At 32.5% G+C, this 18,285-nt stretch carries 18 protein-coding genes; 8 read left to right on the top strand and 10 right to left on the bottom strand.

Features of this window, described 5'->3' with window-relative positions:
- Positions 1-422 precede the first annotated feature (422 nt).
- The 5 genes from AB3G33_RS12275 to AB3G33_RS12255 all read right to left on the bottom strand — a co-directional run bounded on the left by AB3G33_RS12275 (position 423) and on the right by AB3G33_RS12255 (position 6,558).
- Positions 423-1,790: an NAD-dependent succinate-semialdehyde dehydrogenase gene (locus tag AB3G33_RS12275; RefSeq protein WP_367769916.1), complete on the bottom strand. Its 1,368-nt coding sequence runs from the start codon at positions 1,788-1,790 to the stop codon at positions 423-425.
- Positions 1,791-1,975: 185 nt separating this feature from the next.
- Positions 1,976-3,301, bottom strand: a complete 1,326-nt coding sequence (gene fucP, locus AB3G33_RS12270; RefSeq protein ID WP_367769913.1) for an L-fucose:H+ symporter permease — start codon at positions 3,299-3,301, stop codon at positions 1,976-1,978.
- Between the two features lie 16 nt (positions 3,302-3,317).
- Positions 3,318-4,250, bottom strand: a complete 933-nt coding sequence (locus AB3G33_RS12265; RefSeq protein WP_367769910.1) for a carbohydrate kinase family protein — start codon at positions 4,248-4,250, stop codon at positions 3,318-3,320.
- A 29-nt stretch (positions 4,251-4,279) separates the two neighbouring features.
- A complete protein-coding gene (locus tag AB3G33_RS12260) occupies positions 4,280-5,143 on the bottom strand; it encodes a sugar phosphate isomerase/epimerase family protein (protein WP_367769908.1) in 864 nt (287 codons plus the stop codon).
- Between the two features lie 32 nt (positions 5,144-5,175).
- Positions 5,176-6,558 carry a carbohydrate porin gene (locus AB3G33_RS12255; RefSeq protein WP_367769905.1) on the bottom strand — a complete coding sequence of 461 codons (1,383 nt, stop codon included), beginning with the start codon at positions 6,556-6,558 and terminating at the stop codon, positions 5,176-5,178.
- Positions 6,559-6,959: 401 nt separating this feature from the next.
- Here AB3G33_RS12255 and AB3G33_RS12250 point away from each other — a divergent pair, with 401 nt between their 5' ends.
- Positions 6,960-7,697: an NUDIX hydrolase gene (locus tag AB3G33_RS12250; protein WP_367769902.1), complete on the top strand. Its 738-nt coding sequence runs from the start codon at positions 6,960-6,962 to the stop codon at positions 7,695-7,697.
- Positions 7,698-7,784: 87 nt separating this feature from the next.
- Complete coding sequence (locus AB3G33_RS12245) at positions 7,785-9,014, top strand: multidrug effflux MFS transporter (protein WP_367769899.1); 1,230 nt, start codon at positions 7,785-7,787, stop codon at positions 9,012-9,014.
- Positions 9,015-9,022: 8 nt separating this feature from the next.
- Here the strand turns inward: AB3G33_RS12245 and AB3G33_RS12240 are convergent, their stop codons facing one another.
- From AB3G33_RS12240 to AB3G33_RS12225, 4 genes are all read right to left on the bottom strand, one after another.
- On the bottom strand, positions 9,023-10,303 hold the full coding sequence (locus tag AB3G33_RS12240) for an NAD(P)/FAD-dependent oxidoreductase (protein WP_367769897.1): 1,281 nt from the start codon (positions 10,301-10,303) through the stop codon (positions 9,023-9,025).
- A 97-nt stretch (positions 10,304-10,400) separates the two neighbouring features.
- Positions 10,401-11,738 carry a DEAD/DEAH box helicase gene (locus AB3G33_RS12235; protein WP_367769895.1) on the bottom strand — a complete coding sequence of 446 codons (1,338 nt, stop codon included), beginning with the start codon at positions 11,736-11,738 and terminating at the stop codon, positions 10,401-10,403.
- Between the two features lie 131 nt (positions 11,739-11,869).
- On the bottom strand, positions 11,870-13,414 hold the full coding sequence (locus tag AB3G33_RS12230) for a DEAD/DEAH box helicase (RefSeq protein ID WP_367769893.1): 1,545 nt from the start codon (positions 13,412-13,414) through the stop codon (positions 11,870-11,872).
- A 95-nt stretch (positions 13,415-13,509) separates the two neighbouring features.
- The gene (locus tag AB3G33_RS12225; protein WP_367769890.1) at positions 13,510-14,037 is read right to left on the bottom strand and encodes a DUF6155 family protein; all 528 of its coding nucleotides are present in this window, start codon (positions 14,035-14,037) and stop codon (positions 13,510-13,512) included.
- Between the two features lie 102 nt (positions 14,038-14,139).
- Here AB3G33_RS12225 and AB3G33_RS12220 point away from each other — a divergent pair, with 102 nt between their 5' ends.
- From AB3G33_RS12220 to AB3G33_RS12205, 4 genes are all read left to right on the top strand, one after another.
- The gene (locus tag AB3G33_RS12220) at positions 14,140-14,424 is read left to right on the top strand and encodes a DUF3817 domain-containing protein (RefSeq protein ID WP_367769887.1); all 285 of its coding nucleotides are present in this window, start codon (positions 14,140-14,142) and stop codon (positions 14,422-14,424) included.
- Entirely contained in the window at positions 14,417-15,673 is a 1,257-nt protein-coding gene (locus AB3G33_RS12215) for a mechanosensitive ion channel family protein (RefSeq protein WP_367769884.1), read from the top strand. The genes AB3G33_RS12220 and AB3G33_RS12215 overlap by 8 nt, the downstream gene beginning before the upstream one ends.
- Positions 15,674-15,839: 166 nt before the next feature.
- Entirely contained in the window at positions 15,840-16,079 is a 240-nt protein-coding gene (locus AB3G33_RS12210) for a hypothetical protein (protein WP_367769882.1), read from the top strand.
- A gap of 1 nt (position 16,080) precedes the next feature.
- Complete coding sequence (locus AB3G33_RS12205; RefSeq protein WP_367769879.1) at positions 16,081-16,473, top strand: ACT domain-containing protein; 393 nt, start codon at positions 16,081-16,083, stop codon at positions 16,471-16,473.
- 6 nt (positions 16,474-16,479) lie between these two features.
- Here the strand turns inward: AB3G33_RS12205 and AB3G33_RS12200 are convergent, their stop codons facing one another.
- A complete protein-coding gene (locus AB3G33_RS12200; RefSeq protein ID WP_367769876.1) occupies positions 16,480-16,863 on the bottom strand; it encodes an acyl-CoA thioesterase in 384 nt (127 codons plus the stop codon).
- A 68-nt stretch (positions 16,864-16,931) separates the two neighbouring features.
- Here AB3G33_RS12200 and AB3G33_RS12195 point away from each other — a divergent pair, with 68 nt between their 5' ends.
- The gene (locus AB3G33_RS12195; protein ID WP_367769874.1) at positions 16,932-17,327 is read left to right on the top strand and encodes a glyoxalase; all 396 of its coding nucleotides are present in this window, start codon (positions 16,932-16,934) and stop codon (positions 17,325-17,327) included.
- Between the two features lie 212 nt (positions 17,328-17,539).
- A complete protein-coding gene (locus tag AB3G33_RS12190) occupies positions 17,540-18,253 on the top strand; it encodes an esterase family protein (protein ID WP_367769872.1) in 714 nt (237 codons plus the stop codon).
- Positions 18,254-18,285 lie beyond the last annotated feature (32 nt).

Below are 18,285 nucleotides of genomic sequence, written 5' to 3'. Positions count from 1 at the left end.
TGAATTATGTACTAAAAGGAGAAGACTAAGTCAAAATTGTACTTTTTAATTATATCAATTGGCACAAGTAGTTTTACTGAGGAATCTTGCAGAATGGGAAGTTTGTATATTTTCTATTTTACATAATATAAATTATAGTTCGTTTTCTATTATCCATAAATAGTATAGGCTGTCACCAATTTGAATGATTCTAATTGTTTTATAGAACAATGCACTGCAGCAACTTAATTCTCTTCGTAAATTGCTTCATTTATTTTTTGATATTCCGTGCCATGTTCAATAAATTTTCAAATACGCGATTCTCAGCGATTGTATATTATTAGAATAAAATGTAAAACCGGAAATTTTAATTCTATATATTTATAAGGATTTAATTTCTATCAAAAAATTGATTACACCATACTGTTTAAAAAGGTATCACTTTAATTTATCCAAATCGTTTTGGTATTCACAAATTCACGAATTCCATACGCAGCAAGTTCTCTCCCATAGCCACTGTTTTTTATACCACCAAAGGGTAATCTTGGATCAGAAACAACTAATTTATTTACAAAACTACTTCCAGCCTCCAATTGCAATGCAAGCCTTTCCCCTCTTTCTTTATTGCCAGTAAACACACCCGATCCCAGACCAAAAACAGAATTGTTAGCTAATTCAACCGCATGAGCATCATCTTTTGCTCGTATTACAGATGCTACAGGACCAAATAACTCATTATCAAAACCTTCCATTCCTGGCTCTAAATCTGCCAAAATAGTGGCTGGATAATACGCTCCATTTCTATCTGGAATTTCACCACCTAATACCAATCGGCCTCCTTGAGCTACAGTTTTTAGAACTTGTTCGTGAAGTTGATCACGCAAGTCTGTTCTAGCCATCGGGCCGTAATACGTAGTTTCATCCGTAGGTTCGCCCATTTTTGCAGCTTTCATTTTCTTTGTGAATAAGGCTAGAAATTCATCATAGATTTCATCAAGGACAACAAATCTTTTAGCAGCAATACAGGTTTGTCCGTTATTTTGTAATCTTCCTAAAGTAGCCATATCAGTCGCTTCTTCCATGTCAACATCATCAAGAATAATATAAGCATCACTACCTCCTAATTCCATCACTGTTTTCTTTAAATTTTGTCCAGCAATCGAAGCAACAGAACGACCTGCTGGTTCGCTTCCAGTAAGCGTCACAGCCATTATATTTTTGTTTTCAATAATATCTTTTACCAATTTTGAATCGATGTTTAAGTTGGTAAATGTGCCTGTAGGAAATCCTGATTTTACAAATGCATCTTCCAGCGCAAATGCACAACCTTGAACATTTGAGGCATGTTTTAAAACACCTGTATTTCCTGCCATCAAAGCTGGAACTGCAAATCGTATGACTTGATAAAATGGGAAATTCCAAGGCATAACAGCTAAAATTACACCGATGGGCTTAAAAGTAACATAACTCTTAGTAGCTTCTGTCTTTACGATTTCATCTGCCAACAACTCTTTAGAATGATCCGCATAGTAACGGCATACTAATGCACATTTTTCTATTTCTTTACGAGATTGACCAATTGTTTTACCCATTTCTCTAGTAGCTAATTGCGCATATTCTTCCTTATTTCCCTCTAGAATTGCAGCCAATTTATGCATCAATTGGGCGCGTTCTTCAAAATTTTTTTGCTTCCAACTATCGAATGTTTTTTTTGATTGGGTAATTTTTTCTTTAGCTTCATTTATTGTGATGCGATTATACTCCGCTATTTTTTCTCCAGTAGATGGATTTATAGTTATAGTAGTTGCCATTATTTTTATTTTTGAGATTCCTTAATTATTATTCTAAACTAAAGTATAAAAATAAAGAAAAGCACTCCAAAAAAAGAGACTGTTATGATAATTAATTCCCAATATTTGATAATACAAAACAAAAAACCCGAAATAGCCTTATAGTCTGTTTCGGGTTTTTAATTAGTAAATAAACGGATGAATTACTATACCTTTTTTGATAATTGATACGTACTGTATCCGTAATGAGCCACTACAGCTAAACAAATTAGGGGTAGAATAAAAGAAAAATTCACTTCAGGAATGAATCCAAACAGTTTGATATCTGCAAATCCAGGACCTCCCATATCTAGCATAGATCCTTGTAAAACGGGCATCAAAGCACCACCAACAATGGCCATTACTAAACCTGCAGAACCAATTTTGGCTTCGTCTCCCATATCTTTTAATGCGATTCCATAGATGGTAGGGAACATAATTGACATGAATATGGAAATACAAATTAGCGAAATTAATCCAGGCATTCCTTGTAGTACAATAGCGCCTGCTGCACAAATTACTCCTCCAATGCCAAATACCATCAATATTTTGGATGGGTTTAAAGTTTTCATTAAAGCCGTTCCAATCCATCGTCCCGATAAAAATAAAAGCATTGCAGCAATATTGTAATAGGTTGCTGTTAAATGTAATCCAAAGGTATGATTGATATTATCAACATATTGAAAAATAAATGTCCAACACATGATTTGCGCTCCAACGTAAAATGCTTGTGCTAAAACGCCGTGTTTGTAATTTTTATTGGCAAATAATTTTTTGAATGATTCAGATACTGACATTTTATCTTCGTGAGCTGTGGTAGGCATTTTAGTAAAAATGATAATGATTAAGATGATCAAAACAAAAAGTCCTAAACCAATATAAGGAATACTGATTACACTCAAATCATTTTCACGAATACTAGCTAACTCAGTTGAAGATAAAGCATGATACGCTTCCTGGGTGTAATCATCAGATTTTATTTCTTTGATTACTAAAAACTGGGCCATAATTAATCCCGTTATAGCACCAATAGGATTGAAGGCTTGCGCTAAATTTAAACGTTGGGTTGCTGTTTCTTTATTACCCAGGAATAAGATTAATGGGTTTGAAGTGGTTTCAAGAAAAGCTAAACCACAGGTAATTACCCATAATGAAATAAGAAAAAAAGTATAGCTCTGGTAATGAGCTGCTGGATAGAATAAAAAAGCACCTGTTGCATAAAGGATTAGTCCTAATATGATACCTGATTTATAGCTGTATTTTCTAATGAATAATGCAGCTGGCAATGCCATAAAGAAATACCCAAAATAAAATGCAAATTGCACTAATGACGCCTGCGTATTAGAAAGTTCAGGCATTACTTTTTTGAAAGTAGAAACCATGGGAGTTGTCAAATCATTAGCAATTCCCCACAGCGCAAATAATATGGTTATAATTACAAATTGAAAAATTAATTCTTTACTTACTACGGGTATTTTTTTTGTTAAATTCATTGGTCGGTTTATATAGTTAATTGGTAGTTGATGTTTTAGCAAAACGGTTTACTTGCTCAAATCCAGACAAGAAAACATCAATTTCTGTTGGAGAAATTACAGGGTTTGCTCCTTCATTTTGAGCAACGATGGCTCCAATGGCACTAGCAAAATTAATAGCGTGTTGTGGATCTTCACCATTCAATAATTTAATAATTAAAGCGGCTAAGAATGAATCTCCTGAACCTACCGTATCTACTACATTCACCTTGAAACCACAGTTGTGATAAAATTTATTGTTGCAATACAAAACGGCTCCGTGTGATCCTAAAGTCACACAAATGGTTTTCGTATTGGTTTTCTTCGCAATGAATAAGATGTTTTGCTCTAATGATTTTTTATCTGATTGTAAGTCTTGACAAATTTCATTTAACTCATCATCGTTAAACTTAATAAAATCAGCTACTTGCAATAATTCTAAAACATTCGATTTAGTATAATGTGGCACCCTTAAATTGACATCAAAAACGCTATATTTGGCTACTTTTAATAATTCTTTTAAAGTATTATTGGATACAGAATCTCTTGAAGATAAACTTCCATAGACAAAAAAATCAGCACCTTCAACCAGTTGTGTACTTGTAGTTGAAACTTCGATTTTATCCCAAGCAGCAGGATAATTAATATCATAAGATGCATTTCCTTTTTCGTTCAAAATTACATTTACCACTCCCGTAGCGTAATTTTCTTTTACTTGAACGCTTTCAGTATTTACTCCTACTCCATTCAAATAATCCACTACTATTATTCCATTGGCATCATTCCCAACGGCACTTATCATAGCGATTTCTCCACCTAGTGAGTTTAATCTTGAAGCAACATTTAATGGGGCTCCCCCAATTTTTTTGTGTTCCAAAAAAACATCAAAAAGTACTTCACCAAAACAAACTCCTTTTAGCCTTTTTTCCATTTTATTTATTTTTTATTTATTTTTATTTTTTATTGAATTAATTGATTTTCATTGTACCAGAGGGCTACTTTTTCTTTCATAAATAGCAGACTGCCTTTGGCAAGATCTTCTGAATTGTATTTTGAAGGCCTCCACAAAGAAGTAGGTCCTACTAAAGCAGTGATTTCTGATGAGAAATTTTCTAGAACTAATGGTCCTTGGTAATTGATTTTGGCTAATGCCTTAAAAAAATCATCCCAATGTACATTTCCTTCTCCTGTCATTCCACGATCGCTTTCGGTAATATGAACGTGTTTCAAGCGGTCACCTGCAACAATAATAGGATCGTAAAAATTCATTTCTTCTATGTTCATATGAAAAGTGTCCAAATGCAAACCAATATTAGTAGTATTGATTTCTTCAATCATTTGCAACACTTCATGAGCCGCAGTAAAGACATAGCTTTCGTAACGATTAATCGGTTCAATCGCTAACGTTATATTTTGCTTCTTGGCGTAAACTGCCAATTCAGTAAAAACTTGACGAATAATGACTTTTTCATCAACTGTACATTGTTTTCCTGTAAAGGTCCCAATGGCCGAATGTAAGACACCACCTAAAAAATCACCTTCCAGCTCCCCTACTTTATCCAATGCTTTTGTAATCAAAGCCAAAGCATTTTCTGGGTATAATGGAATATGGGAAGCTTTGGGCAGATTCAGAGACAAACGTCCTTGAATTCCATGTTCATCCAGTTGCTTCTTAGTTGCTATGGCATCAAAATCTAATGATGATGGCAAAGAAATTTCAAGCATGTCAAAGCCATATTCTGCTGTTTTTTGTATGGCAAATGTTCCTCCTTCAGCAGTCCATCCGGGAATGAATGATAAAATACTAGTTCCAAAAATTGGCATATGTATCTATTTTAAATTATTTTTCTATTGAATTAAAACAACCACCACTCTGTTTTTACCCCTAAATAAGAACCCCATCGTTTTTGATTTACCAGTAAAAAAGAGGAGTAATTATGGTCTCTTGCAAAATCATTGTATCTGGCCACTGTATAAACCAAACGAATGTGCGGACGACTCCATGGATCCCGCTGTCCTAAAGGCACAATTGTAGGTGCGAGAGAAAATTTCCACATGCTTGCTTCTGGATTATCTCCGTCTTTTCTAACAGCATAATGTAATTCTTGAAGAATGTGAAACCAATCGGTCACATAATAAAAATTACGCATTCCAACTACCAAGTCGGTTTTTTGATTGTACAATTGTGTCCCATCGAAATAGGTGTCTTTATCAGTACTACTAGACCCACCTTTACTTCTTGTGAAAACACCATACCCATTGATGCTAAATTTTTTAGAAATATTTAATAAAAAATGTTCCACCATTGTAAATGAATATGCACCATTGTATTTCCCTGCCGCATCTGGAGCTCCATAAGTAGCCCAAGTAAAAGTGTTTCCGTTATCACCACCATTCGCAATCCCGGTACCATAACGTGCCGATATTTGATTGAAAGAACCAGGCATAGCGGTTTTAAACGGACTGTTGTATTTAATTCCAGCTACAAAACCGTTATCCGACGCATATTTAATACTGGCTTCATTAGAACTAGCTGATGCATAGTGAAATTCACCCAAAAGCTTTATGGTATTGTCGTTTTTAAATTTAAAACTGTGTTCCCCAATCCAAACCATTCTTTGACGAATAGCTGCATTTGTAGCACCCGCGACAGTAACTTCATAGTTATAAGGATAAATAGAACCTGTATTCGAAGAAGCAGGCATTAACATAGTCAGTTCTGTGGTTTTATGGCTTACACCAAAACCTTGTGAAGAATGATCATCAAAATAAAAATAATCACTGATGTGTATATCATCATAACGACGAAAACGGGATCCTGCCCAAGCAGACCATTTACTTCCCATAATATTAGTTGCTTCTACATAAGCCTCAGGAAGAATGAAAGTTAGTCCGTTTTTAGTTTGAGTGCTTGTATTTCCAATAAATTGTCCATTATTAGAGTACATTCCTAAACGCATTTGAAAAGTAACATTGGTACTTTCTTTCCCTACTAGTTTAGGTGTAAAGTGAAATGCAGGTAAAATATCGATATAGTCAGTTTGCTCCATTCGACCGCCCAAAGAGCCTTGGCCCGAAAGATTTAATGGTCTCCATTGGTTCCCTTCCCCATTTGGCGAAAGCCCAACACCAATTCGACCTGTAGTTCCCATAGAAAAGTTGGAATTTGTTATTACAACTTGTGAATACGATAACATAGCAGAAAAGGATAATAAAAATGTAGCAACGGTTTTTTTCATGACTTAGGGCTTGAATATTTGTTTATTTTTTTGTGTTCGCTTCAGTTTTTCGGCTACAATTAGTTTTTATTTATTAGCAATACTAAATCGAAATAGTTTTAACATTTGTATTAAACGTCAAAATGACTATTATTTTTCAAAAGTATATTTAAATTATTATATATGCTAAAAAAAAATACTTATATTTTGCTATTATTTAAATTAATTAGGTTTTATATGTATATATCGCATATAAATATATCTAAATTTCAAATTATAGATATAACGTACTAATGACGTTTGTATAAATATAGATAGACTTATCCATTCCTATCTATATTCATAATAAAATCCTTAAATTTGTTTTTTGAAGTATTTTAATTTTATTAAAAAACGTACAAACCATTTTTATTTTTCTACTTATGCAACCCCAAATAATTCCCAATATATCAGTTGACTGTGTCATTTTTGGCTTTGACTTTAATACTAAATCCTTAAACGTATTATTGATTGAACGTTTTTTAAAATCGGAAGTCAGTAAAGAACCACTTGTAAATGATTATGTTCTAACTGGATATCATACACTTGAAAATGAAACTATAGATGAAACTGCATCAAGAGTATTAAAGGAGCTAACGGGGCTTGACAATCTTTATAAAAAACAGTTTAAAGTTTTTGGTGACCCAAACCGTTTAATGAATGAAAGAGATATTATTTGGGCAAAAAATCAAAATTTTAATCAACGAACTATAACTATTGCTTATTATTTTTTATTACAAACACATGAAGTTAATTTAGAGACTACTAAGCTTAAAGTACAATGGTTTCCCATAAATAATTTACCCGCACTTGGATTTGATCATAAAACGATAATTAATGAGGCTTATGCTGATTTGAAAGAGAAATCGATGTACAAACCTATTATTTTTGAATTGCTTCCAGATAAATTTACTATTAAAGAGTTACAAGATACATACGAATCTATATTAGGTACTGAGATTGACAATCGTAATTTTAGACGAAAACTAATTACAAAAAAATTCATTGTTAAATTAGACGAAAAACAAGTTGGTACATCTAAAAAGCCATCGAATCTATTTATGTTTAGTGAGGCAATTTATCAAAAAGCTTATACTGAGAGTTATTTAATAAACATTTAAATAAATTGGTAGTTATTTTAATACTTTAAAACGTATCAATTTTAGGGCAATAATTATTTACCTTTGCAAAAAATTAAAGCTCTTTTTATGTCTAAAGCTCGTTATTTCAAATTAATTCTAATTTTAGGTTCTCTTACTGCATTGGGACCCTTTTCTATAGACATGTATCTACCAGGATTTTCTGGTATCGCAAAAGATTTGAATACTACAGTAGCCAATGTTTCCATGACCTTGTCCAGTTATTTTATAGGAATTTCAGCAGGGCAATTGCTTTATGGTCCTTTATTAGATCGTTTTGGGAGAAAAAAACCATTGTTTATTGGATTATTGGTTTACATATTAGCATCATTAGATTGTGTTTATGTCACTAATATTGACACTTTTATTGGTTTACGATTCATTCAAGCGATAGGAAGTTGTGCTGCTACAGTTGCTTCTGTTTCGATGGTTCGGGATTTATTTCCTGTGAAAGATATACCTAAAGTTTTTTCTTTATTGATGTTAGTAGTTGGGCTATCGCCAATGCTAGCACCTACAATTGGAGGTTATGTTACAGCGTATTATAGTTGGCATACTGTCTTTTTTATATTAATGTGTATGGGAATATTAATTCTTTTGGCCTCACAGATAGGCTTGCCAAATACATATGAACCAGATACCTCTATCTCATTAAAACCAAAGCCTATTATTACTAATTTCATAAGTATTGTAAAAGAGCCTCAGTTTTATACCTATGCTTTTACTGGTGCAATTGCTTTTTCTGGATTGTTTACTTATGTAGCTGCTTCTCCTATTTTATTCATGGATATTTTTAATGTGGATGCCAAAACATACGGTTGGATATTTGCATTTATGTCATTGAGTTTTATAGGTGCAAGTCAACTGAACTCATTGCTATTAAGGAAATTTTCAAGTGAGCAAATGATTTTTGGCGCATTGATTACACAATCAATAATTAGCGTTGTATTCCTTCTTTTGGCAATAAATGGTCTTTTAGGATTATATACAACAATTGCAATGTTATTTTTATTCTTAGCCTGTTTAGGGATATCTAACCCAAATACAGCAGGTCTTACACTTGCTCCTTTTTCAAGAAATGCTGGAAGTGCATCGGCATTAATGGGTGCCATCCAACTGGGGTTAGGGGCTTTGGCTTCTTTTGCAGTGGGTGTTTTTGTAAAAGATTCAATTACGCCTATGGTCGTAATAATGGCTTCAACAACTATTGCTGCCTTTTTAATTTTGATGGTAGGAAAAAGAAACATTAAAAAAACCATTGCAACTTCTCCTAATGAAGAAATTGCAATAATTCATTAATTGGGATTCTAGATTTCCTTTTTATCTACTTTAATTTTTTTATCGGGTCTAATGATCATACGTAGCGAATGGTCTTTTGCAAAATAAGCAATCATCCAGTTGAAGAATGTCTTTACTCTATTGCGGTAGGTTATCAAAGAAATAAGATGGATAAACAACCAGATTATCCAAGCAAAGAATCCCTTGAAATGCATTTTTGGCTTGGGTAAATCAACCACTGCTTTGTTCTTTCCAATGATAGCCATCGAGCCCTTATCATTGTATTTGAAAGGAATTAGCATCTTTTTGTTTAACATTAATTTGAAATTGGCAGCTAAGTTTAATCCCTGTTGAATAGCAACTTGTGCTACTTGAGGATGACCAGCGGGAAAATTAATATCGGTTAATTGAATGCAGGTGTCTCCAATGGCATAAATAGCATCTGTAGCATTTACTTTATTAAAAGCATCAGTTGCCATTCTTCTTCCACGACCATAACTTTCAGCCGGCATTCCTTCAAAAACTTTGGCAGAAACTCCTGCCGCCCAAATTAAATTTTTAGTTTGAATTGTTTCTCCATTGCCAAAATATACGGTGTCGTCAACATAATCTACAACAGTTGTATTAAGTTTTACAACCACACCTAATTTTGTAAGTGCATCTAGTGTGTCTTCCTGTGAGGCTTTACTCATGGGCGATAATACAGCATTAGATCCATCAACTAAATAAATATTACTGGCTGTAGTACTTAATTCAGGATATTCTTTTAATAAAATATTTTTTCGCATCTCAGCAAACATACCCGAAACTTCAACACCAGTGGGACCACCTCCTGCAACTACTATAGTTAATAATTTTCTACGCTCACGCATGTCTTTGCAAATGGCCGCTTTCTCTAGATTTTTCAATAAGGTATTGCGCATTACAATGGCATCATTCAAAGTTTTCATTGGAATGGCATTTTTTTTGACATTTTCCATTCCAAAATAACTCGTTTCTGCTCCTGTTGCAAAAACTAGGTAATCATAGTTTAGTTCTCCATTATTGAGAATAATTTTTTTCTCAGCTGGAACTACTTTAAGTAAATTTCCTAAGCGAAACTTTAGATTTTTTTTTCCTGCAAAAAACTTTCTAAAAGGGTAACTGATACTTGATGGTTCCAAAAAAGCGGTAGCAACCTGATAGATTAGTGGCGGAAAAAAATTATAATTATTTTTATCTACTAATGTGACATTAATATCTTTATGATTCAATAGTTCTTTAGCAAGATTCAATCCTGCAAAACCTCCTCCAATTATTACAATTTCCATTTATACTTGTATATTATTTATAATAAAAAACACCCATAAAATTAAGCAATTTATGGGTGTTTATGAAGGTATAAATCTGAAAAAAACAATGTGATTTTTATATTCTTTTTAGTTTTTTAACAGGTTTCTCTTGAATTTGATTTTTGTTTTGTAACAAATAATTTGCTAATAATTTCTCAATCAATTCATCCTTAGTTAAATGATGAAACACCGTTTTGATTTTGGTCTTTAATTCCGAATCAACCTCATGATTGGGTTTGGTTTTAAAAATTTGTTTCGCCCATAACAATGTATTGTTTTCTTCGATACTAAGCGTACTCGGTTTTTTAAATTTGGTAAATTTTATTCCGAGTTCTTTTTCAAAATCAACTATTTCTTTTTCTTCTTCCGGTTGTAATACGGTTAAAGAAAGTCCTTTTGCTCCTGCTCTTGCGGTTCTACCAGAACGATGAACATACGCTTCGTAAACATCTGGTAAGTGGTAATTTACTACATAGGAAACTTCTTTTACATCGATACCCCTTGCAGCCAAGTCAGTTGCTACTAATATATTAATGTGTCCTTCACGAAATTGCTCCATGATTCGGTCTCTGATTCCTTGAGATAGACTTCCGTGCAATGCTCCTGATGAAAAGCGATTGATCGCTAAATTTTTAGCTAATTTATTCACGGCTGCTTTGGTCTTGCAAAATATGATTCCGCGTTCTCCTTCTTTTGAATTCAAGAAATGCATTAAAACATCCAGTTTTTCAATTGGATCTACCACAATGTATTCATGATCGATACCTTGATTACCAATAGTTTCCATATTGGCACTTACTTGAACTACGTTTTTATTTAAATAGTTCTGAATCAATTGCTTGATAGTACCTGGCATGGTTGCAGAGAATAAAAGTGTCTTATGACTTTTAGGTAATTCGGCAATAATTTCGTCTAGGCTTTCTTTTAAGATGGTTACCATTTCATCGGCTTCATCAAGAACAAGAAATTTTGTTTCCTGTAAGTTAACCGCTTTGCGCTGAATCAAATCAATTAAACGACCTGGAGTAGCCACAACAATATGTGTAGGCTGAGAAAGTCGTTCTATTTGTGGCTTGATTGGAATTCCTCCACAGGTTGCTGCAATAGAAACTTCGGGTAGGAATTGAGCAAAAGCCTCTAAGTTTTTAAAAATTTGGTGACCTAGCTCTCGTGTTGGTGCAAGTATTACGGCCTGTACTACTGGAGAAGCAGTTTCTATTAATTGTAAAATAGGCAATCCAAAAGCGGCCGTTTTTCCAGTTCCCGTTTTTGCTAGTCCAACTAAATCAGTAGTGTTTGATAATAGTAACGGAATTGATTTTAGCTGAATTTCTGTTGGTTCAACAATTTTCAATTCGGTAAGCGCTTTTAAAATAGGTGCCGAAATTCCTAAATCAGAGAATTGTTTTGACATTTTTTTGGATTTGTTATTTTATAAAAAATAGTTGTTTTGTAATCTAGTTTCTAGCCCTGATGGGAACGATATCCTGTAGTGGCGGGGTTCGCCACTACAGATAAAGTGTACAGCAGGATTAGCTCCTTATATTAATCTTCATCAGGTTCGTTCATGATTTTCTCACGATACTTTTTCCCAATTAATAAAGTCATTTTTAGCTTATAATCATCAACAAGCCATTCGCGGTAGTTTTTACTACACTGACTTAAACATTTAGAATAGCGCTTGATACGGCAATCGATATCTTCATCTAACTCTCTTGATAATGATTTGGCTTCTTGTAAAGTCTCTGTATTGTCGACACACATCCCAGCATGTTGCTCGAGTGATTTATCCAAAACGACTTTAGAACGTAAATTTTGAGAAATAATTAGTTTGTGTTCTTCATCAACATCAAAAGTTACTTCGGCAGTTTTACTGAATTTAGCACGTAATTCTGGGGGCATTGCATATTTGAAATACAATTCGATTTCCGTATCATCACGAAGATTTTCAAGATAGAATTCAGGTGATTTAAAAATATGTTGCCAGTTTACAGGTTCACTCCACAATCCAAAACGGGCCGCATTATTCCCTAAATCAATAACGGTAAACATATCTTTATTAGGCAGTTTTCTAGAACCACGACCAATCATTTGATAATATAACGTCAGTGATTTAGTCGCTCTGTTTAAGATTATGGTTTCAACTGTAGGCTCATCAAAACCTGTAGTCAAAATTCCCACAGAGGTTAAAATAGCGTCCGGTGTATGCTTGAACCAATGTAAAATATCTTTACGTTCTTCGGTATTGCTGGTGTTATCCAGATGGCGTATAGGGTATCCTGCTTCTCTAAATGTTTCATAAACATATAAAGAGGTATTGATTCCATTATTGAAAATTAGTGTTTTCTTACCTAAAGATTTCTCAGTATAAGCATGCAGTAATTTTTCTTGCATGGCCATATTCGTATATAAATCATCGGATGATTTTACGGTGTAATCTCCATTGATTCCTACTTTTAAAGATGTTAAACCAACATCATAGCTGTAGGTTATGGCTTTCGCCAAAAATCCATTCTCAATTAGCGAACTGATTGTATCTCCTACGATTAATTCATCGTAGCTTTCATGCATGGGTAATTTTATATTAGAACTCAATGGAGTTGCGGTAACTCCTAATATAAATGCATTTGTGAATGAACTCAATAATTTACGGAAAGAGTTGTAATGGGCCTCATCAATAATTACTAAACCTACATTGTCAAGGTGTAGTTTTTCATCATTAATACGGTTTTTTAAAGTTTCAACCATGGCAACAAAACAAGAATACTCATTTTGATCAGGAAGTTCTTTTACTTTACTATTGATTATTTTGTTTTTAACTCCAAAACCTTTTAACATTTTTGAAGTTTGTTTACACAACTCAATTCGATGCGTTAAAACAACTACTTTTTTCTCATGTTTTGTCAAATAACGACGTACAATTTCAGAGAAAACCACTGTTTTACCACCACCAGTAGGCAATTGATATAACAAGTGATGTTGTTTTGGGGCATTATCTATGCGTTCAAAAATAGCGTCAATATCGCCTTGTTGATATGCATAAAGTTCTTTTTTGTCTTCTTTTTCTATTTCTATAGTATTTTCAAACATTGTTTTTGTTGGGTTTTTGCAAAAATACACCTAAAAAACAGTTTTTTCGTCAAATATTCTTTAAAATATAATAGGATGTTTAATTATAAGGTGTATTAGTATTCAAAACGCTCTACTATTGCGTTAAATTCGGCTTGATTTTTCCATCGTTGGGCTACGGTTTCATTATGAATAGCTTTAATTCTTCCCATAAAATCGGCTAGTATACCATTAGCAATCAAAAATACCACTGCTTGTTCATACGAATTAAGCATACTTTTAAAGAATAATTCTTGTTTTATGAGATGTTCTGCTGAAAATGCTTGCGCAATTTCAATATTATAAAGCATTACATCGGCAATCACGTAGGGATCAACACCTAGAATAATAAAGTGTTTGATGTATTTTTGAGCTACTGAACGCCTCATTTTTGGCTTCTTACCCCTTCCAGAAGTTTTTACAGGGAAGTATTCATTGGAAATTTTGAGTTTACATTCCTGCAAGAGGGTATCTTCTTTGGGGTTAAAAACAAAATTATAATAGACTTTTACAGGAGAGAACTTTTCGTACAACTCGATAATTTGCTCTTCGAGTTGTTCTTTATTTAATTCGTTTAGGTATTTTTTTAAATCACGTTTACTCATTATCAAAGTTTAAGAATACAAAAGTAAATTACTTTGTGATTGATTAGGGTGTAAATCGATGTTATTACTTAATTTTGCCTGATATAAATTAAAATTATTTAAATGTTCAAGATTTTTAAGATTACAGCCATTCTAGAAGGGATATCCTATTTGACTTTATTTTCTAATATGCTTTTTATCAAGCCGAACCATTTTGAACTGTATCATACGCTTTTATATCCAGTAGGAATGAGTCATGGAATCCTATTTATTGGTTATATTTTATTGGCAATTTTATTAAAAAAGTCTCAAAAATGGGATTTAAAAACTTTTATCATTATATTAATTGCTTCTTTAATTCCTTTTGGTACTTTTTATGTAGAAAAGAAATACTTGGAAAATGTATAAATTTATAGAAAAAATATTTCAATTACTCTACCCTATTTTTCGAAAATGGGGCATGAACTATACATTTGCATCGTACATAAGTTTAATTTTTAATATTGCATTATTATGCTTTTTGGCATATAGTATCTATGTGGTTTTCAGGTTGGTTTTAGTTACTATAATGGTTTTTATTGCCCAGAAGACAAAAACCCAATTTGACGATTTATTAGTATCTAATAAAACAGCTAAATACATAGCGCATTTAATTCCGTTATTGTTTATCTATAAATCAGTTCCAATTATTCTTGATAAATATGAATATTGGGAAAGTGTTTTTGGAAAACTAGTTGGAATTTATATCGTATTTCTGATTTTATGGATTATACGAACCATTTTTAATGCTTTAAGAGATTATTTAAAACTGAAGCCTAGATACAGCGATAAACCTATTGATAGTTTCATTCAGGTTATTATGATTATACTTTGGATGGTTGGTATTACCGTAATCATATCAAAATTATTTGATTTTAAAATCTCGGAATTATTTACCACTTTGGGAGCTGTTTCTGCTTTAATTATTTTGATTTTTCGAGATATTATTTTGGGATTTGTTGCTAGTGTTCAAGTATCTATAAACGATATGATTCGGATAGGAGATTGGATTACGATGGATAAATTTGGAGCCGATGGAGATGTAATTGAAATTAATTTAACTACTGTAAAAGTTCGAAATTTTGATAATACTACCACAACTATCCCTACATATAGTTTAAGTTCTGACTCTTTCCAGAACTGGCGTGGGATGCTAAATTCAGATGGAAGGCGTATTAAGAGGCATATTCTTATAAAAGCAAGTAGCATTCGTTTTTTAGGTGATGACGAACTAAATGATTTAAAAAGTATTTCACTTATCAGTAATTATATTGACACCCAAAAAAGAGATATTGATAGCTTCAATGCTACTAATTCAATTGATAAATCAACTATAATAAATGGTAGAAACTTGACCAATTTAGGACTATTTAGAAAATACATAACACAGTATTTACGCAACCATCCTGCGTTGAATCAAGAGATGCTTTTAATGTGTCGTCAATTGCAATCCACAGCACAAGGAGTGCCTATAGAAATTTATGTTTTTTCAAGTGATAAAAGATGGGAAAGCTATGAATATGCAATGTCGGATATTTTTGATCATATATTCTCTTCAGTTAAATTTTTTGATTTAGAATTGTCTGAATTTAATTTGGATAATAAGATTAATAAATAGTTGCGACTTTCCTCTAATTTCAGCACATGAGCAGGAAGAAAAGCAGGAATGATACGAGAAGGACGTGGACGACAAGTTTTACCATTAAAAACAGGATGGTCCGATAATTTTGAATACTCCCTCTTAGAAACAGATAAAAGGAAATCGCTTAGCTAAAAAAAATACTATGACTACCACAGATTGGGTTGGATTTATTGGAGTAACAATTCTATTAATCGCTTTCTTTTTAAATCTAAATGACACTATAAAAAAAGAAAGCATAATTTATCTTTCTTTGAATTTCGTAGGTGCAGGGATTGCTTGTTTTGCTTCTTTATTATTGCATTATTTGCCTTTTATTATTTTAGAAGGTTCTTGGACGTTAGTATCAGCATATGGTTTATTACACTACTTTAGAAAAAAATAAAATGGCAGGAGAAAAAAATTTAGAAACATTACTAAAAAGCATGAAGCCCCAACATAATATTGGGGACTATGTATTTTGTATCACTGATGATCTTAAAAAAATTAACCTAGAAGAAATAATTTTAATATTCAAAGAGCAAGAAGGAACCACCGTAATTATAAAAAAAGAGCTCGCTGATCGATTAAATTTAGACTATTCATTTATTGCTTCTTGGATTACCTTGACAGTACACTCTTCTTTAGAAGCGGTAGGATTAACAGCTGCTTTTTCAAGTGTACTCGCACAAGATGGCATTAGTTGTAATGTTGTTGCTGCATTTTATCATGACCATATATTTGTCGACCAAAAGGACATACATAAAGCCATGGAAATTTTAAATCATTTTTCCCGTTAAAGAATATTAAAGACGATCTTTTACAAATTCAATCTCTTTTTTTCCGTGAGCTGCTGGTTTTCCATCACTGCCTAAATTGACCATTGTAGTACTATCTATTGAAATGATTGTCTCCCGAGTCATCATATTTCTAGCTTCACATTTTAAGGTAAGTGATGTATGACCAAATTTCACCACGTCAATTCCAATTTCAATAATATCTCCTTGTTTTGCTGAACTTCTAAAATTGATTTCAGACATATGTTTTGTAACTACTCTTGAGTTTTCTAGTTGTATGATGGTGTATAAAGCTAATTCTTCATCAATCCAAGCTAATAATTGACCTCCAAATAATGTTCCATTTGGATTTAAGTCTTCGGGTTTTACCCATTTTCTGGTATGAAATCGCATGTTTTTTATTTAATAATGCTAAAGTAACATTTCCATGCTTATTTTTATTTAATTTTAAAGAAAAAAAGATGAACGAAAGAGCAATTTTTTTAAAGGAATTACGAGGAGAAACAATAGGAACAGTGGGTTTAAGCTCCTCTTCTGACGAAGTGTTTCAAAATCAGGTGCTACGCCCTATTTTGAAATTACAAAATGATTTATTCATCGCTTCTTTTAAGAATTATATCACTAAATATAAAAATGATTTCTACTCCCAGTCAACAGAGAAGAAATTAGCACAAATAGAAAATGCTATTCAAAAAGACATCAAGTATCGCAATGCCTTAAAAGGGATGGTTATTGGGTTGTTTACTATTGATGAATATGTAATATACATAAAAAACTCATCGAGTCTTAATAAAAGAATGATGGGAATGCTTGTGGAAAGATTAAAGAGTCAAATACAATTATTTGAACAACCTTAAAAGGCAAGACTAACCCAATATAGTTCTAGTTAATAAATTCACTATAGATTTATTAATTACATATTATTTAAAAAAAACAGCTTTTAGGAGTCTGTTGCTATTGGATTCTTTGTTTTCATTATTCGTTCTGTTTTTTATAATAAAATTAAAATTTGACACTTTATTTATGTCTATTTTACATTTTTTTTCATTATAATTGTTAAAACAAAGTTATGAAAGAGGAATATTTCAAATGGTATTCTCCAAACCTAAATAGAGAGATTGAAATGTTAGTATTTGGTCATTCGGGCTATCCAGTGATTTTATTTCCAACATCTATGGGAAGTTTTCATGAGAACAAAGATATGGGACTCATCGAATCGGCAAAATGGTTTATTGAACAGGGATTAATTCAAATTTATTGTCCGGACAGTATTGATAAAGACAGTTTTTACAATAAACAAATTCACCCAGTGCATCGCATAGAAAATCATGTTTGGTATGACAAAATGATTTGTCATGAAATTGTGGAAAAAGTAAAAAACAACACTCCATCAGGTAAAGTGGTAGTTGCTGGTTGCAGTTTTGGTGGTTATCATGCAGCAAATTTTGCTTTTAGACATCCAGGATATGTAAGTCATTTATTTTCTATGAGTGGCGCTTTTGACATTAAAAGTTTTATGGACGGATTTCATAATGACGATGTATTTTACAATAGTCCTTTAGATTACTTATACGGTCTAGAAGATTATGAATTATGGAACATGGATATTGTTTTAGGGACTTCAAATTGGGATATCTGTTATGATGCTAATCTAAAATTAAGTAAAGTACTTAGTGATAGAAATGTGCATCATTGGCTGGATGTTCGCCCAGATAGACAGCATGATTGGCCAGTTTGGAAAGAAATGTTTCCACATTATTTATCAAGAATAAAATTTTATTAGTCCTACTACTAAATTAACTAATCAAGAAAAAA

It is taken from the genome of Flavobacterium sp. WC2421 (assembly GCF_040822115.1).
In the GTDB taxonomy this organism is placed as follows: domain Bacteria; phylum Bacteroidota; class Bacteroidia; order Flavobacteriales; family Flavobacteriaceae; genus Flavobacterium.
This window is presented reverse-complemented; position numbering and strand designations above follow the sequence as displayed.